Genomic DNA, 16,038 nt, shown 5'->3' on the forward strand with positions numbered 1-16,038 from the left:
ACGCGCCTGCGCTCAGCGGCCCGCCGTGTCGAGCTCGCTGCGGAGGTTCCGCCGGGCGGCGTCCAGCCACAGCGTGCGGGCGCGGCCGGTGTGGAACAGCGGATCGAGCGCGAGCAGCTGGCGGACGACGGCGGTCCTGCCGGCCGCGAAGTCAGCGTCGCCAATGTGCGCGTAGTCTTCCCGGACGGCGGCCACATAGCGGGCGTAGGACTCGGGTTCGCCGCCGAGAACTGACAGGTCCGCATCGCAGAGGAGGGCGCCGCCGTCGTCCCCGGATGCCGGCCGGTGGTCGGAGGTGAGGCGGACCAGCCGCGCTACCTCGGCGACGTCATCCGCGGGCAGGCCTGCTTCGGCAAGCCTGACTTCGGCGAGCCGGGCCGACTCCTCCTCGTCCTGGCCGGCGATGCCTTGGTAGACGGCGTCGTGGAACCAAGCTGCGAGGAGCACTGTGAGCGGCGGTTCGTCGGGTCCGGTGAGCAGGTCCAGGGCCTCAAGAACCGCAAGCAGATGGGTACAGCCGTGGTAGCGGCGGTGGCTTTCGCTCCAGCGGTCCAGAAGGTCCAGGAAGAGGGCGTCGTGGCCCGGCATCACCGCGTTCCAGCGGTTCAGCAGCGGAACTTTCAGGGATTTGTTGCGCTCGCGGGCGGGGATCCTGAGTCCGCTCGCAATGAGTTTCCGGACCAGGACCCGTGCCTCCACGGGAATGGCGCCTGCCACCACCAGGTCGTCGAAGCGCCGCTCGGGCACGTCGTAATGGTCGCCGTCGAAGGCCCGTTCAGGGATCTCCGCCGCTGCGGCGAAGGCGTGCAGTTCCGCCAGCGAGGAGTCCGAGATCAGGTGCGAGAAGTGTGTTCCGTGCGCAGGCCAGAGAGGCGGATCCAGGTAAACGGCCATGGAGGAAGTCTAGTCCCCGGGGCCATCGGGATCCCGCGCCCAAGGGCCCCGGTGATCCCGGCAGGCGGCCGGTAGCCGCCTGCCGTTCTGGAATGTGCGCGGAAGGACGAATGTGCGCGGAAGGACGCTTCGTACTGCACGTCCGGGTCGGTCGGGCCGGCGCTATGAGCTGGACCGCTTGACCACGACGTCGTCGATGTATTCATCTCCCATCTGGCGGGAGTGTTCGGCTCCGAGCTGCACGGCGCTCACACTCGAGGCGCCCAGGTTCTGTGCGGTGCTGGAGAATTCCTGGAGACCGTCGAACCACACCTTGATCGTGGAGGTGCTGCCGTTGGCCCTGACCTGCATCGTGGCCCGGTGCCAGGTGTTCAGCGGAATGGTGGAGGACTTCAGTTTCGTGTAAGTAAACGTCCCGCTGGGGCCCGTCACGCGGAGCCAGAGCTGCCCGTTGCTGTTGTAGCGGTAGATATCCGCAATCCGCGTGCCGCCCGAGAAGAACCGGATGTAGGGGACGTCGTTTCCGGCGAGCCCGGCGGTGGTCACATTGAACCAGCCGTCCACGCCGGCTGTCTTGGTCCCGGCTGCCAGAGGCAAAGACATCAATGCGACGGACCCGGAATCTGCCGTCACGTGCAGTTTGGCCGAACACAGGCCGACATGGTCCGTGGTGCTGCTGACGGCGGCTGTGCCCGTCCCCGCCGTGCTCGGAAGGAACGGCGAGAGGGATCCTTCGAAGCTGGTGGCTGCGACCGTCGTTCCGGTGATCGTGCTGCTGGTTGGAGTGGTCTGTGGCGTGCGGCAGGTGACCGCGCTGGCCGCCTGCGCGGAACCGAAGACCAACCCGCCGGTAATGATCACCCCGAGGCTGCCAATGGTGCCGAGTTTCTTAAGCTTGCTCATTTCTGTGTCCTCACTATCTTGTTCGGGTCTTGGATTACCGGTCCCCTACGGCGGTCCCGGCCCTGCAGCTAGTTAGGCCGCGCCGGGTGCGAAATGCTTTAAAACAGCTGGATAAGCCGTGCCACGAGCGAAACGCAGATCAGGGAAAGGAGAGCTGCAGCAGTGTAGATTGCGGCTTTCGGAAGCGGTGTGTCCGGCCGCCTGATGCGGAGGACGTCGCACGTGACCAGGGTCACGACGGTGGCAAATCCCGTCAGGAAGATGAGCATTATGCACCTACCAGGGCTTCACGGGACCGCTTGGCGCCGAGCGCCAGGAGGCCAAGGGTGATGAGTGACAGCAGGAGCACGGCCACAGGCGGGGACCACATCCGCGCAAAGACCATGGCGGTGGCCACAATGGTGGAAAGCGCCAGGCTGGACGCGACCGCGATTGCTATGGCCAGCGGGAGAGTACTGTGCTTCTCCACCTGGTCCGGGGATCCGAACCGCAGAAGCATGACCAGGGCTGTTCCCGGTCCCGCGAGCAGGAACAGGCCGATCACCACCAGCCGGAGTCCTTCGGGGCCGACGAATGAGAGGGGTATCGCGGCCACGGCCACGGCGGCCACAGCGTAGCTTGCGTATTTTTGATCAAATGCCATTGCCTGCTCCTTTGATGTGGAAGACCACGCCGCCGGCGTTTTCGAAGACTTTCGACCAGCCGGGGCTGGTGCCGCACGTCGCAATGAAGTGGTCGAGATCGCCGGGGGGAGTGGTGCCGAGAAGATCCGCGGCGCGTTTTTGGCTGGTTGTGACGATCAGGTAGGCGCCCGACCGTTGGGCGATTCTGTTGCTCGCATCGCAGGTCAGAGGATCCGGATTGGTCCTTGGCTGGGCCGCGAGGAGTGCCCGGTAGTCATACTCGGCGTATTTTTGGAACTGCCACGGAGTATTTCGTATGGCCTCGATCAGGATTGAGCCGTTCGGTGCCGTGGCGTAGAGGCGGTTGACGAGGGAAACTTCGTCCTGGGTGAATTTTTCCATGCTGTCATTGCCATAGCGGGTAACCACTGTGGCCGTGGCAAGGACCGAGCCGAGGAGCAGCAGGGCGAGCGCCCTGCGCCAGCCCGGGGTGCCGTTCCGGTCCGGGATGAGGGTGAGGACCGCCAGGCAGGCCGCGAACGGCAGGCTGAACATGTACAGGCGGAGAAGCAGTTCGCCGCCGTAGGGCTGGCCGGGAATCAGCGCCAGCGGCGCCACAGCCCCGAGCGCCGCCGTGAGCCAGGCTGTCCGCCGCCGGTGGGCCATGAAGGCGCCCAGTGCGGCCAGAATCCACACAAATGCCACCTCGGCAAGGCGAATGTAGACCACCAGCACATGGGAATCGCTGCCGGAGACGCGCTGGGTGACGGCACCGAGCGTGTTGGCCTGGACGTCACCGAACGATCCGAAGAGCTGGCTCAGGTGGCCTTCGAAGTAAGCCGAGGCCACGAACACCAGCCAGGCCAGCGGCAGTGCGACCGCGAGGAGGGGAAGGAAAGGCAGTCGGAGCCGGCCGCTCAGGAGGAAGACCGCCAGGATCGGGATGACCGCGAACGGCGTGAGCTGGTGCGAAGCGGTCATGGCGACGAGGAAGCCCGCGCACACCACTACCAGCACGGCTGCGTCGGCCGGGGGAGGACTCGCCATGCCCTGGTGCGGAACGGTCGGGTCAAGCTTCGATACGCCGCGCGCCAGCGATGCGGTGAACCTGTTGGTGCCGGTGGGCCACGCCCAGCCGCTGAACGCACTCAGCACACAGGCAAGCAGCGTGACGAGCAGCAGGAAGGCGTAGGCCTGCGGGGACAGGTAGTCCTGCCCCACCCAGCTGGTGAGGAAAAAGATCCAGACGCCGGCCCAGGCCTGCCGGGGCTGGGAGGTGATCCTTGTTGCCAGGGCCAGCAGGGGCGCCAGCAGCAGCAGGTTGATTCCCAGGGGGGCCCAGGTGGCGACGCCGATCAGGTCCTTGACACCGGTTGCTCCGGAGACCAGCCCCAGGAAGTCGAAGAAGCCCGGCCAGTTGAAGTAGGCGTCGAGGTTCGGATCCAGCTGCCCGGACTTTGCGATGTGGTCTGCAATGCCCAGGTGGCGGTAGCTGGCCTCGAGCCGCGGCAGGCCATGGATGATGGGGTCGGCGGAATGCAGGATGACCACCATGACCAGGACCTGCCCGGCCAGAAGCGCCGGCGTGTGCCGCCGCAGATTCAGGGTGGCCACAAAGCCCGTCAGGCTGAGGGCCAGGGCCACGAAGAAGGCCGGCGGCAACGCCTCAATGAGCCCGGTCCCGCCAATCCGCTCCGGATCGACGTTCAGCAGGCTCCAGATGCCGAGGGCAAGGGCAGTCGCGGCCAAGGCTGCCAGCGCTGCCAACTTCCAGGGCGGTGACGGCTCATGATGGACGACGGCGGGTGGAACCGTGCCGCCGTGCTTGGCACTGCTGTGCTTGGTTTCGGCATGCTTGATTTCGCTGTGTTTTGCGTCGCCATGTTTGGTGCCGCCATGCTTCGTTTCGGCGTGCCGGTGGGGCGCGGGTGCCGGAGGGGCGGTCGGCGTGGGTTCGGGTGTCATGGTTGCTCGATTCCAGTCGGCTGGTTGAGTGCCGCTGACGGAACCTGGGCCGGTTCAGCGGCGGGCGTGGCCGAGGTGAGATTCCTCAGGCGCCAGAGGGCGATCAGCGCTGCGGCCGCCTGGGCCGCGGACCAGAGCGCGGATACGCCGGTGAGGCCATATTGCTGGGCCACAACGGCGGCGGGTGCCACCACCAGCACGGCGGCCAGAACGGCTACTGCCGTGGCTTCGACGAGACGGCCCTGCGCGCGGCACAGGCCGAAGTAGACCTGAGTGATGCAGCTCAGAAGCAGGGCTGGCACCAGGACTGGCAGCAGTGTCCAGGCGGCCGCGTACTGCGCGCCCAGAAAACCGAGGAGGTAGGGGCCGGCCAGGAGCAGGATGGCTCCGGCTGCCAGTGTGAGGGCGAGGCTGCTTCTGAGAGCCGAGGACACGAGGCCAGGTTTCGACCGGTCGCCCGCCAGGGCGGTCTGAAGCGAGAACCCGGCGGACTGCGGCACAAAGAAGACCGCCGACGCCATCATCCACACGATGTACCAGGACGCTGTCGCCGAGGTTCCGAGCGTGGCAGCGACGATCAGCGGCAGCAGGTAACCGGGTGCGCGGTCCGCGAGCATCAGTGCGTGGTTCGGAAGCCCCGGCTTCAGCAGCTTCACGGCGGGGCCAAACCGGAACCCGCCTTTCCAGTCCGGGGAGGTGCTGGCCTGGCGGAGCTGGCGCAGTCCTACGAGCACGCTGGCCAGGGCACCGGCCGCCACCGCTCCCACCACAACCGTCAGCTCGCGGGCGCCTGCCGCCAGGGAAATTCCAAGGAACGCCAGCTGGACCAGGCTCTGGGCCAGACTCCGGACCAGGGTGCGGTCGGCGCGCTCCTGCGCCACTCCCACGTGGTCCAGCTGATAGGCGGAGGCCGCGAAAAGCGCGGTTGCCATGAAAATGATGGTGACTGCGGGGTCGTTCCAGGCTTCACCAACGCCCGCGCCGAGCGCGTGCGTCACTGCGGCCACTGCGCCGGCAACAACCACCGACGCGACCCCCACTGTCAGCAGGCTGCTCGCGATCAGGCGGCGTCCGCCGTCGGACTGTGCCGGAAGAAGGGTGAGCGTGGCCGGCCCGACGCCGAGCATCCCGAGCTGCACGGTCAGCAGGGCCGCGGCAACCACGGCGGAGCCCATCCCGATTTCCGCCGGCGGCATCGCAAGCGCCGCGAGCGCCCAGAACAGGAACCCCGTGACCATCGGTGCCACCCGCGCTGCGGTCAGCCACGCGGCATTTCCGCCGACGGAGAGGCCGGCGCCTGGCGGGCGGAGGATTTCGCCGAACATCGAGCGGTAGTTGTACAGGAGGAAACCGGCCCAATACGGCAGGAAGCGCGGCGCGTGCAGGAGCGACAGGCCAACCCCGCGGACCGTTGCCAGCAGCGGCAGGGCCACAAGCCAGCCGGCGCGGGCCGGGTGCTTGCGGATGGTCCGTGCCAGGCCGGCGCCGTCCTGGAGCCACTGGTCACGGGCGCAGTCGAACGTGTCGATGAAGCGGTGCCGCACTACCGTGGTGCTGGAGACGCCCAGCCGGTAGCCGGCTTCCTCCAGCCGTATCCTCAGCTCGATGTCCTCGCCCGAGCGGAAGGTGTCGTCGAAGGCAACCGACATCAGTACTTTCCGGCGCATCAGGGTGGCGCAGACTCCGAACCACGACCGGACCCGGCTGTGGTTGTGGTGCCAGGCCAGGGCCGCCCCCCAATATCCGGGACCGTCGGATTCGCTGGCGAGGCCGAACTGGAGCCCGTCGTAGCCGCCGGCCTTGAACTCGTCCAGCAGGCCGCCCAGGGAACCGGGCGGAAGAACCACGTCGGCGTCGATGAGCGCCACGGCATCGCAGCAGGCGTTCTCGACGCCGAGCATCCGGGCCGCGGGCAGCCCGCGGCCCTCGTCGGAAATGACTCTCGCTCCGAACGATCGTGCGATCTCGGCCGTGTCATCCGTAGAACAGCCATCCACCACGATGATCTCGCGCGGCTTTTCGCTGCGGATGGATTCCAGGCATTCCGCCAGCCACTGGGCGGCGTTGCGCGCGGGAACCACCACCGATACTTCAAGATCGCTGACGTGGCGCCTCATCTCACTCCTCCAGCTTTGAGCTGATCAGGTTCGCAACGTAATCGGAGGTCCGGTCCGCGGACCACGAGGCGGGGATCCGCAGCAGGGAACACGGGACGCCGTCGAGGGCTTGCCGCACCACTGCTGCCTTGTGGGCGAAGTACTCCTCCAGAGGAACGAGGCCGGTAGCGCCCAAAGCCTCCACGAGCCGCCGCGAAACCATGGGCAGCTCAGAATGGAAGTTCCCCACGATGCGCGACGTCATCCATTCGGTGCTGCGTGTTTCCAACCGCGCATCGGAACCGTCGAAGCGTTCAAGGAAGATCGCCAGCCTGGTAAGCGCCCCCGATGAGATGCGGCCCGGGCCGAAAACCTCCTCGGGATGCACCATCCTGTGTTCAGGGGACCAGCGGCGGGTGAAGGCCGCCGTCTTTGGATATCTCACGATCACCGGGTGCACCGCGGTGGCAAGCCGGGCCACTGAATTGGTGAGCCAGCCCGGCGCCAGCGGCTTGCGGGCACCACTGAACATGTCCGGGTAGATGGTCTTGTGGTGGGGCTTGAGGAACATCGGTTTCGCGTACCCCATGAGCATGCCGTCGGAACCCAGGAAGGCCCAGTCATCGGCCATGAAGCGCACCCCGGGTTTGGCCACCAGCTTGGCCACCGTGCTGGTCTTGCCCACACCGCCCCACGCAGGAAGCAGAACTCCGGAACCGCGGTAGTCCACCACGGCCGCATGAATCATCGCGGCGTTCTCCCTGATGCAGAGGGCGTCGAGCAGCGGGATGACAGCCGTCAGCAGCTCGCCGTTGCCCTGAACGGCATAGCCGTCACGGGTTTCGATGATCTGTACTCGGTCCGCGGGAAGGTAGAGCGAGTCTGCCGTGAAGCGGTAGGCATCCTCGGCGTGCGACTGGTCTGTCACCGCCGTCATCTCTCCGCTGACATGCAGGCGGAGTGGCGCGTGGGATCCGCCGAGAAACGGGCCAAGCATGTCCCGCAATTGCGATTCGCCGGGAGTGCCGGGGGCCACGTCGATACCCACGAGACCGTGGACATCAAAGCTGGCGCCTGCGGGCGCACCCGATTCCTTCGTTACGCTGCGCTCAGACTGGCTCATGATCTGCGCTTCCGGCTGGCGTGGCGGTTAAGGCGTGGCTGTGTTTTGGATTAATGCAAATCAATTGACTTCCCTCCAGCTGGGTCGTGCTCCGTTTTGCTTCGATTCCGCGTCTATGGGGGCTGCTGGCAGGCGCCGCCCGCGGACGTACCCGCAGGTGGTGACGGCCAGTACGGCGATGATGGTCATGGCGCGGCCCAGGCCCGCCGGATCCTTGCCCTGGACCCGATCCCTGATGCCGACGAACACCGCACGGGGCAGAATCTGCCGGACGTAGCGCCGTTCCGGTCCGAGTGCCCGCTTGTGCCCGACAATCTTGCTGACCTGTGCCTTGGAAATGCCCTCGGACCAGGCGCGCCGCAGCATGTAGTTCAAGGTGCCGCGCTGGGCGGGAACGAAGTGATGCACGAGGGCAGCGGGTTCGTACACAACACGGGCGCCCGGCGTGCCGATGACCGCCCTGATGCAGATCTCCGTTTCCTCGCAGCCGAGCGGCAAGGAATTTTGTCGGCCCAGGGAGGTGTTGAAGCCACCCACGACGTCCAGTACCTCGGAGCGGAATGACATGTTCGCGCCGATCACGTTGCGCACTTCCGCGGCCACCCTTGGCATCCCCCGGTGGGTGCAGCCGACGATCCAGTCGAGCTCCTCCGCGAAATAGCCCGGACGCCCCTTTTCCCACACGGGAACGGCTCGTCCGCCCACCGCCAGGACATCGTGGTCGTCGTAGAGCGCCGTCAGGCGTTCCAGCCAGTCCGGTGCCGCCTGGGCGTCGTCGTCCAGGAAGGCAACGATGCCGGCGGTGGCGGCGGCGGCGCCCGTGTTGCGTGCCCCGGACAGGCCCTTTGGGCCGGTGTTTTCCAGGATCACGACGTCCGACACCGTGAAAATGAGCCTCTTGTAGAGGTCCATGTTGTAGTCGACAACCACAATCGTCTGCTCCGGCGGAACCGACTGGCCCCGGACAGACTCAACGGCTGACATCAGCAGGTCCCAGCGATCCTCCGTGTAGGAGCAGATCACGACGGAAACCGCCGGCAAGCCCTCAGTATGATGCATGTTAGTCGCCCGCCATGAGGCCCAGGACAGTCTGGGGATCGGTTGGAATGTGAGGAAGGGAAATGCTTGGGTACTTGTACTTCACGCGCCTGAGTGCCTCCGGCCGGGCGCCAGCCGTGGGCGCCTCCCACCCGACGCACTCGCGGGCAAGGGTCCGGAGGACGCGCCAGCCGTCGCGAAAAGTGTGGAGGTTCGAGTTGCCGGAGATGCGGTTGAGCTCGTTGCTGGGGACCTCTGCGATCCGCAGCCCGGCCCTGGAGGCGCGGACAATCAGTTCCGTCTCAATCTCGAAGCCCTCAGACTGGAGCTCCAGGATCTGCAGGCACTCACGGCGCATCGCGATGTAGCCGTAGCAGAGATCCGAGAAATCGCTGTGGAGCACGAGGTTGGCCAGGCCGGTCAACGCCCGGTTGCCGGTGCTGCGAAGCAACGTGATGTCCTCGGAACCTCCGCCCGTGACGTAGCGGGAACCCTTGACGAAGTCGAATTCGTGCTGAAGCGGGGAAACGAACCAGCCGATCTCCTGGGGGTCCATGCTCCCGTCTGCATCGAGCATGACGATGATGTCGCCGGAGGCTGCGGCCAGGCCGGCCCGCACCGCGAAGCCCTTGCCGGCCTGCGGTTCGGAAACCACCACGACGTCGAGGCGGAGGGCGCGGGCGACGTCTACTGTGCTATCCAGGGAACGGCCGTCGACGATCACCACTTCGTCTACATAGGAGGGCATTCGTCGAAGGACCCAAGGAAGATTCTTGGCCTCATTCAGGGTGGGGATAACCACGCTGACCGAAGCCAAGGGCGATGGAGCAGGTAAGTCTGCGCGCAGACTGGAAACAAGAACAGGGATGGTCACTAGCCTCACCACTCAATGGAGTTGTATGCCTTTGCCAACCCGCAGCAGCCTTCCCGGTCTCCCGGGAAGTAGACCAAAGCGTTTGCTGCTGCGTCGGAGGCAACTTGCGTGCACTCCCCCTCGTTTATGTTTTATTTATCAACTTGGGAAAACCTTGGGGTTCCTTGGGGTCACCCCACTTTTGGGGGTCGATGAACGCCGGGATCGGCGCAACCCCCAGTTTTGGGGGTCGCTAAATCCTAGGAAGCGTGAAGTTCGTGGTGCCAGACTTGCCGCATGTTTTTCTCAGCCCAGTGGAGCATCCGTCCGCGCCGGGGCCGGCGGCGCCGTTACGGCCTCCGGAGCCTGGCCACGCTCGCGGCGATGGTGATGCTCGCCGGATGCGGATCCGTGGCCAACGAAGCCCGGCGGTTACCGCTCGGGGAGCTGCCCCCTGTCGACCCCCTCATCAGCAAACTGCCGGTGGGTGACCTGCCCGGCTGGAAACAGGTGTTCCTCGAGGACTTCGACAAGGGCAACGTTCCCGTGGGCAGTTTCCCGGGCGATGCGTACGGCCAGATGTGGAGCGAGGGATACAAGGACGGGACCCCTGACACGGCGGGACAGACGGGAACGAAATCGGGCTACTACCCGTCCAAGGTGCTGAGCGTGAAGGACGGGACCCTGGACTGGTACCTCCATTCCGAGGACGGCGTCTCCATGGGCGCCGCGCCCACACCCAAGATCCCGAATGACAGTTCGAACCCGCACCGGGCCAACAGCCTGCTCTACGGAAGGTATTCGGTCCGCTTCAAGGCCGATTCCCTGCCGGGCTTCAAGACAGCGTGGCTCCTGTGGCCGGACAGCGGGGCGTGGCCGCGGGACGGCGAGGTCGATTTCCCTGAAGGCGACCTTTCCAAGACGTTCTACGGTGCCGTGCACAAAATGGGCAAAGACCCGCAGGACCAAGACCTGTTCGACTCCCAGGCAACGTTCGAGACGTGGCACGTCGCCACGATGGAGTGGAGCCCGGGCAAGGTCGAGTTTTTCCTCGACGGCCGCTCACTCGGAGCAGGAACGGAGAGCACGCCGACGACCCCCATGCACTACATCCTTCAGACTGAGTCCTGCCTGCGGGGATGCCCGGAGCCCGAGACGGCGGGACACGTATCCGTGGACTGGGTGGCCGTCTGGAAACGCGGCTGAGGGGGAGTGGTAAGAACTACTTCCGTTCAATGGTGAAGTCGTCTGTGAAGCTGTAGCCTTCGGCGGGGACGAACCTGGCGGAGAGCCGGCCTGCCGTGGCGGTGACGTCCAGGGTGCCCAGTGCCGCATCGCGGTTTCTGCCCGCCATGGCGGCAAAGTACCGGGCTTCGGAATCGTCGCCGTGCACGTCGTAGAAGCCCACCCCGCCCGTGCCCACAGTTGCGAAAACCGTTCCGGCACCGTGGACCATGCTTTGATCGGAATCAGCAATGCAGCCTGTCGAAAAAGCGTCGGGCACGACATTGGCACACGGAACACCGATGCGGAGCTGGTGCGTCCGCTGGTACGTGTGTTCATGCCCCGTCAGCACCAGGTCAACGTTCTTGTCCACCAGCAAGTTCATGAAGTCCTTGCCCGGCTGGCACTCGTACTTGCCCACGCTGAGGCAGGGTGCGTGCATACCCACCACGGTCCAGGGAATCCGCTTCGACTCTGCTCCGTCCAGGGCCGCCGCGGTCCAGCGCCAGCGCTCGCTGTTCCTTGAATAGTCCAGGTTTTTTCCGTCGTGGAAGTCAATGCCGGGAGACACCATGACGAACCGCACCAGGGGGTTCCGTTCCGGGACATCGACGTACCACTGCGTGCCGTAGTCCCCCTGGAGGCCCGGCAGTTTGTTGGGCAGGCACCTGACGATGTTCTGGATGTCGCCGTCGTGGCCATCACTTTCGTGGTTTCCCGTGACGACCTGGTAGGGAAAATCGGAGCCCAGTTTACCCGTGACCATGTCGCAGAACTCCTGCTCGAGCCCGGCCTCGTAGGAGTAATCCCCCAGTCCGAGATTCAGCTGCGGCCGGAGCCCGGCAATGGTGTCCAGAACGCGCCGGGCCCCGTCGCCGAGGCCCACGTCGCCTTGCGCCGTGAAGTGGACAGAGGGTTCTGCCGGCTCCGACTGAGTGGGCGTTGCGCTGGGGCTTGGTGTTTCGGTCGGCCGCGATGTTGCGGTCGGGGAAGGCCCTGGCGGGCTCGATGTTCCCGGCGAACCGGTTGTGGGTGGCGGGCTCGACGGCGGGGGCTGCGGCGGGTCTTGCTGGCACCCGGTCAGGAGCAACGCCAAGGCCAAGACGGCGGCCGGAACCCGTCCTGCCAGCTTCCGCGGAGTGGACGGTCCAGTCATGATCCCTCACATCACAGAACGGCACCTGATGACGCGGATCAGCCCGAGGCGATAGCGCGACAACTGCTTGGCCCCAGAGTAACGCCGGCTGCGCAGCTTAGGCCATAGCAGAGGCTTCGCCCGTCATCCCGCGTCGCCTCCCTCCGTTACCTGCCCGGGATGTCGAGGGCCTCGTAGACCTGGATGTTGGCGCCGGGCATCATCAGGTGCGGGTGGCCCTCGAGCAGGGCCAGGGCGCCGTCCATGTCCTCTGCCTGAAGGATGCCGTACCCGCCCACGTTCGTGCTGGTGTCGGAGGTTCCGGTGGCGCTGACCTCTTTGCCGGCGCCCAGCGGATTACCCATGTCCACGATGCCGCCACCCGCCCGCTGGGCCCACTCCATCCAGGCCTTCATGCCTTCTTGGGCGGCCTCGGGGGTGCTCTCAGCCATTTGCGCTTGTGCCGACTGCGGGGCGTTGTAAAGAACAACAAACTTCGTCATGTCAGGTCCTCTTCTCGAGTGTGCTGATGAAACCATCATCGCTGGTCACGGGTCGATCCTAGGGGGATTCCGGTGGCAGGGATACAGTTCAAGGGCGATGGTTTTCCCGAAGTTCATCTGCCCCGAAAGGGCCGTTCGCTGTGGGCAAACTTGGACCTCTCAGCGTCTTTTGGCAAAGTTGAGCGTATTAGACTCAATTTACTTAATCGCATCCCGGAAGGAGCTCTCTTTGGACGCCAAATTCACCACCAAGAGCCAGGAGGCTCTCTCTGCGGCAGCCATGAACGCGTCAACGGCCGGAAATCCCCAGGTGGAGCCGGCCCACTTGCTGAAGGCGCTGATGGACCAGCGGGACGGCGTCGCCGTCGCCCTGCTCCGCGCCACCGGGACGGACGCGGATGCCGTCAGCGTGCAGGCCAGCACGGCCATCAAGAAACTGCCCGCAACGTCGGGAAGCTCCGTCCAACAGGCGCAGCTGTCCCGCACGGCCCTGCAGGCCATCCAGACCGCGCAGAACGAGGCGGACAGGCTCGGGGACTCGTTTGTCTCCACCGAGCACCTGCTGCTGGGCCTTTCGGCCGGGAGCGACGGCGTCGGAAAGCTTTTGCGCGACGCCGGCGCCTCCCACGAAGCGCTGCTCGCCGCGGTGCCCGGGGTGCGCGGGGACCGCACCGTCAACAGCCCTGATCCCGAAAACACGTTCCAAGCCCTGGAAAAATTCGGTACGGACCTGACCGCCATGGCCCGCTCCGGGAAGCTGGACCCGGTGATCGGCCGCGATACGGAAATACGGCGCATCATCCAGGTGCTGAGCCGGCGCACCAAGAACAACCCCGTGATCATCGGCGAACCCGGCGTGGGCAAGACGGCCGTCGTCGAGGGCCTGGCCCAACGGATCGTGGCCGGCGACGTGCCGGAAAGCCTGCGCGGCAAGACCCTCATCGCGCTGGACCTCGCGTCCATGGTGGCCGGTGCAAAGTACCGCGGCGAGTTCGAGGAGCGGCTCAAGGCCGTATTGGAGGAAATCAAGAACTCGGACGGCCAGATCGTTACGTTCATCGACGAGATCCACACCGTGGTGGGCGCCGGCGCCACGGGCGAGAGCTCCATGGACGCCGGCAACATGCTCAAGCCCATGCTGGCCCGCGGCGAGCTGCGCCTGATCGGTGCCACCACGCTTGACGAGTACCGCGAGAACATCGAAAAGGACCCCGCTCTGGAGCGCCGCTTCCAGCAGGTGTACGTGGGTGAGCCGAGCGTGGATGACACAATCGGCATCCTCCGCGGCCTGAAGGAGCGCTACGAGGCCCACCACAAGGTGGCCATCGCGGACTCCGCGCTGGTGGCGGCGGCGTCGCTTTCCAACCGGTACATTTCCGGGCGCCAATTGCCGGACAAGGCCATCGACCTCGTGGACGAGGCCGCCTCCAGGCTGCGGATGGAGATCGACTCCGCGCCGGAGGAAATTGACCAGCTGCGCCGACAGGTGGACAGGCTCACCATGGAGGAGCTGGCCCTCGCCAACGAGAAGGACGCGTCCTCGGTGGAGCGTCTTGCCGCGTTGCGCGCGGACATGGCGGACAGGAAAGAGGAACTCGCCGCCCTGAACTCCCGCTGGGAGGCGGAGAAGGCAGGCCTGAACCGCGTGGGAGACCTGAAGGCCAAGTTGGACGAGCTTCGGTCCGCCGCGGACAAGGCCCAGCGTGAAGGCGACCTCGAGACCGCCTCGCGCGTACTCTACGGCGAGATTCCGGCGCTGGAGCGCGAACTGAACGCCGCCGCAGAAGCCGAGGCCGCCGTCACGGACAAGTCCGGTCAGATGGTGGCGGAGCAGGTCACTGCTGACGACATCGCCGAGGTCATCTCGGCCTGGACCGGCATCCCCGCCGGCCGCATGCTGCAGGGTGAAAGCCAGAAGCTGCTCCACATGGAGGAGGAACTCGGCAGGCGCCTGATCGGCCAGTCCAAGGCCGTGGCCGCCGTGTCCGACGCCGTCCGCCGCGCCCGCGCCGGCATCAGCGATCCGAACCGCCCCACCGGCTCCTTCCTGTTCCTCGGCCCCACCGGCGTGGGCAAGACCGAACTGGCCAAGGCGCTCGCGGACTTCCTGTTCGACGACGAACGCGCCATGGTGCGGATCGACATGTCCGAGTACAGCGAGAAGCATTCCGTGGCGCGGCTCGTGGGGGCGCCCCCCGGCTACGTGGGCTACGAGGAAGGCGGTCAGCTGACCGAGGCCGTCCGCCGTCGGCCGTATTCCGTAGTGCTGCTCGACGAGGTTGAAAAGGCGCACCCGGAGGTCTTCGACATCCTTCTGCAGGTGCTCGACGACGGCCGCCTCACCGACGGCCAGGGCCGCACCGTGGACTTCCGCAACGCGATTTTGGTGCTGACGTCCAACCTGGGCAGCCAGTTCCTGGTGGACCCCATCCTGGACGCCGAGGCCAAACGCAATGCCGTGATGGCTACGGTGAACGCGTCCTTCAAGCCGGAGTTCCTGAACCGGCTGGACGAGGTGGTGCTGTTCGACCCCCTGACAGTGGACGAACTCGCCAGGATCGTGGAGCTGCAGGTGGCAGAGCTGTCCGGCCGGCTTTACGAGCGGCGGCTCTCGCTCGAAGTGACCGACAGTGCCCGCGCCTGGCTGGCGATGTCCGGCTTCGACCCGGCGTACGGCGCCCGCCCGCTGCGACGGCTGGTCCAGCGCGAGATCGGCGACCGCCTCGCCAAGGCCATCCTCGCCGGCGGAATCGCGGACGGCGACACTGTGCTTGTGGACACGGCCGCCGACGTCGACGAACTCACCATTGAGGGGCTCGAGGCCATGGCAGGACCCGGTGGCGGCGCTCCCGCCGGAAGCGGCCTTTCGGTCCGCCGCAAGGGCTAGTCGCCGCCCGCCCGCGCCTAGGGGACGCCCGCCCGCGACTAAGGGAGCAGGCTGGCCTTGATGATGTTGCCCGCGTCCGCGATGACGTAGCAGTCGACGCGGCGGTCGCCTTGGCCCCAGCTGTCGCTGCTGGGGTAGGCAAGCCTGTAGCTCAGCACATAAGCGTTGGATTTGCTGGTCAGGGCCGCAGCTTGGCAAGCCTCCCGCGCCTTGGCTTTCATCGCTACCCTGCCGGGGTAGGAGTCCCCGGCAGGGTAGCGGTGGGCTGCCACGAGCTGCGCCGAGTGCTCGGTGGTGCACGCCACCACGGTGGCGCCGGTTGCTGATGGGTCAAAATCCTTGAAACAGTCGCCAACCCTGAAGTCCAGCGGGCTCACGCCCTTGAGTGGGAGCTTGGGGCGCGGCGATGCGGACGGAGCGGCGGCGGAGGCCTGCCCGTTGGAGGCACCCGGCTGTTTCGCGGCCTCCAGCGTTGCGGTGGCCAGCAGCGAAGTCAGTGTCCAGGTGAGCAGGCCGGCCACTCCGAGCAGTGCCACCACGAAGGCCGCCTTGAACAGGTTCTGCCTCAGTTCGGCCCTTGGCTCCGGGGCCGGCCGGGCTCCGGGATATGGCGAGATATCCTCCGGGGCGGTTTGCGGCGGCGCAATTCTGGGTGGGGCAGCCGGGGGCGGCGGGATGGCCCGCGGCCCGGCGCCGGGGACTGGATTGTCATCATTCACTTGGGGCGGCACCCCTTTCCAAGACCGGATATTTCAGTCGTTCATGAGACTCTATCGAACAAAAAATCCGTGCAA

14 protein-coding genes are annotated in these 16,038 nt (G+C 66.1%); 2 read left to right on the forward strand and 12 right to left on the reverse strand.

Annotation, left to right across the window (positions count from 1 at the left end; all coding sequences use genetic code 11):
- Positions 1–12: 12 nt before the first annotated feature.
- The 9 genes from AC1D14_RS10970 to AC1D14_RS11010 form a co-directional block, all read right to left on the reverse strand.
- On the reverse strand, positions 13–894 hold the full coding sequence (locus AC1D14_RS10970) for a DUF4031 domain-containing protein (RefSeq protein WP_230119795.1): 882 nt from the start codon (positions 892–894) through the stop codon (positions 13–15).
- Between the two features lie 162 nt (positions 895–1,056).
- The gene (locus AC1D14_RS10975) at positions 1,057–1,797 is read right to left on the reverse strand and encodes a polysaccharide lyase (protein ID WP_230119794.1); all 741 of its coding nucleotides are present in this window, start codon (positions 1,795–1,797) and stop codon (positions 1,057–1,059) included.
- 98 nt (positions 1,798–1,895) lie between these two features.
- Entirely contained in the window at positions 1,896–2,066 is a 171-nt protein-coding gene (locus tag AC1D14_RS10980) for a hypothetical protein (protein WP_230119793.1), read from the reverse strand.
- The gene (locus AC1D14_RS10985) at positions 2,066–2,440 is read right to left on the reverse strand and encodes a hypothetical protein (RefSeq protein WP_230119792.1); all 375 of its coding nucleotides are present in this window, start codon (positions 2,438–2,440) and stop codon (positions 2,066–2,068) included. The genes AC1D14_RS10980 and AC1D14_RS10985 overlap by 1 nt, the downstream gene beginning before the upstream one ends.
- A complete protein-coding gene (locus AC1D14_RS10990) occupies positions 2,430–4,385 on the reverse strand; it encodes a hypothetical protein (protein WP_230119791.1) in 1,956 nt (651 codons plus the stop codon). Before AC1D14_RS10990 ends, AC1D14_RS10985 begins: the two co-directional genes overlap by 11 nt.
- Entirely contained in the window at positions 4,382–6,502 is a 2,121-nt protein-coding gene (locus AC1D14_RS10995) for a glycosyltransferase (protein ID WP_230119790.1), read from the reverse strand. Before AC1D14_RS10995 ends, AC1D14_RS10990 begins: the two co-directional genes overlap by 4 nt.
- 1 nt (position 6,503) lies before the next feature.
- On the reverse strand, positions 6,504–7,604 hold the full coding sequence (locus AC1D14_RS11000) for a hypothetical protein (RefSeq protein WP_230119789.1): 1,101 nt from the start codon (positions 7,602–7,604) through the stop codon (positions 6,504–6,506).
- A gap of 60 nt (positions 7,605–7,664) precedes the next feature.
- The gene (locus AC1D14_RS11005; protein ID WP_476968475.1) at positions 7,665–8,663 is read right to left on the reverse strand and encodes a glycosyltransferase family 2 protein; all 999 of its coding nucleotides are present in this window, start codon (positions 8,661–8,663) and stop codon (positions 7,665–7,667) included.
- Between the two features lies 1 nt (position 8,664).
- Positions 8,665–9,528, reverse strand: coding sequence for a glycosyltransferase family 2 protein (locus AC1D14_RS11010; protein WP_476881995.1), 864 nt, complete (start codon positions 9,526–9,528; stop codon positions 8,665–8,667).
- Between the two features lie 264 nt (positions 9,529–9,792).
- Between AC1D14_RS11010 and AC1D14_RS11015 the strand changes: the two genes are divergently transcribed.
- Positions 9,793–10,701 (forward strand): glycoside hydrolase family 16 protein, encoded by a 909-nt coding sequence (locus AC1D14_RS11015; RefSeq protein ID WP_476968476.1) that lies wholly within the window; start codon positions 9,793–9,795, stop codon positions 10,699–10,701.
- Positions 10,702–10,717: 16 nt separating this feature from the next.
- Here the strand turns inward: AC1D14_RS11015 and AC1D14_RS11020 are convergent, their stop codons facing one another.
- Entirely contained in the window at positions 10,718–11,605 is an 888-nt protein-coding gene (locus tag AC1D14_RS11020; protein WP_230119785.1) for a metallophosphoesterase, read from the reverse strand.
- Positions 11,606–12,021: 416 nt separating this feature from the next.
- Positions 12,022–12,357, reverse strand: a complete 336-nt coding sequence (locus AC1D14_RS11025; RefSeq protein WP_476968477.1) for a YciI family protein — start codon at positions 12,355–12,357, stop codon at positions 12,022–12,024.
- A gap of 229 nt (positions 12,358–12,586) precedes the next feature.
- On the opposite strand from AC1D14_RS11025, the gene clpB reads away from it, so the two are divergent.
- On the forward strand, positions 12,587–15,244 hold the full coding sequence (clpB, locus tag AC1D14_RS11030; protein WP_230119783.1) for an ATP-dependent chaperone ClpB: 2,658 nt from the start codon (positions 12,587–12,589) through the stop codon (positions 15,242–15,244).
- 38 nt (positions 15,245–15,282) lie between these two features.
- Here the strand turns inward: clpB and AC1D14_RS11035 are convergent, their stop codons facing one another.
- Complete coding sequence (locus tag AC1D14_RS11035; protein WP_476876186.1) at positions 15,283–15,783, reverse strand: septum formation family protein; 501 nt, start codon at positions 15,781–15,783, stop codon at positions 15,283–15,285.
- Positions 15,784–16,038 lie beyond the last annotated feature (255 nt).

This window comes from Arthrobacter sp. P1_B11 (assembly GCF_056406715.1).

Excerpts from the sequence above, each read along its gene's own strand:
- AC1D14_RS11025 (WP_476968477.1), bottom strand. The coding sequence starts at position 12,357 with ATGACGAAGTTTGTTGTTCTTTACAACGCCCCGCAGTCGGCACAAGCG.
- AC1D14_RS10975 (WP_230119794.1), bottom strand. The coding sequence starts at position 1,797 with ATGAGCAAGCTTAAGAAACTCGGCACCATTGGCAGCCTCGGGGTGATC.
- AC1D14_RS11005 (WP_476968475.1), bottom strand. The coding sequence starts at position 8,663 with ATGCATCATACTGAGGGCTTGCCGGCGGTTTCCGTCGTGATCTGCTCC.
- AC1D14_RS11000 (WP_230119789.1), bottom strand. The coding sequence starts at position 7,604 with ATGAGCCAGTCTGAGCGCAGCGTAACGAAGGAATCGGGTGCGCCCGCA.
- AC1D14_RS10980 (WP_230119793.1), bottom strand. The coding sequence starts at position 2,066 with ATGCTCATCTTCCTGACGGGATTTGCCACCGTCGTGACCCTGGTCACG.
- AC1D14_RS10985 (WP_230119792.1), bottom strand. The coding sequence starts at position 2,440 with ATGGCATTTGATCAAAAATACGCAAGCTACGCTGTGGCCGCCGTGGCC.
- AC1D14_RS10990 (WP_230119791.1), bottom strand. The coding sequence starts at position 4,385 with ATGACACCCGAACCCACGCCGACCGCCCCTCCGGCACCCGCGCCCCAC.
- AC1D14_RS10995 (WP_230119790.1), bottom strand. The coding sequence starts at position 6,502 with ATGAGGCGCCACGTCAGCGATCTTGAAGTATCGGTGGTGGTTCCCGCG.
- AC1D14_RS11015 (WP_476968476.1), top strand. The coding sequence starts at position 9,793 with ATGTTTTTCTCAGCCCAGTGGAGCATCCGTCCGCGCCGGGGCCGGCGG.
- AC1D14_RS10970 (WP_230119795.1), bottom strand. The coding sequence starts at position 894 with ATGGCCGTTTACCTGGATCCGCCTCTCTGGCCTGCGCACGGAACACAC.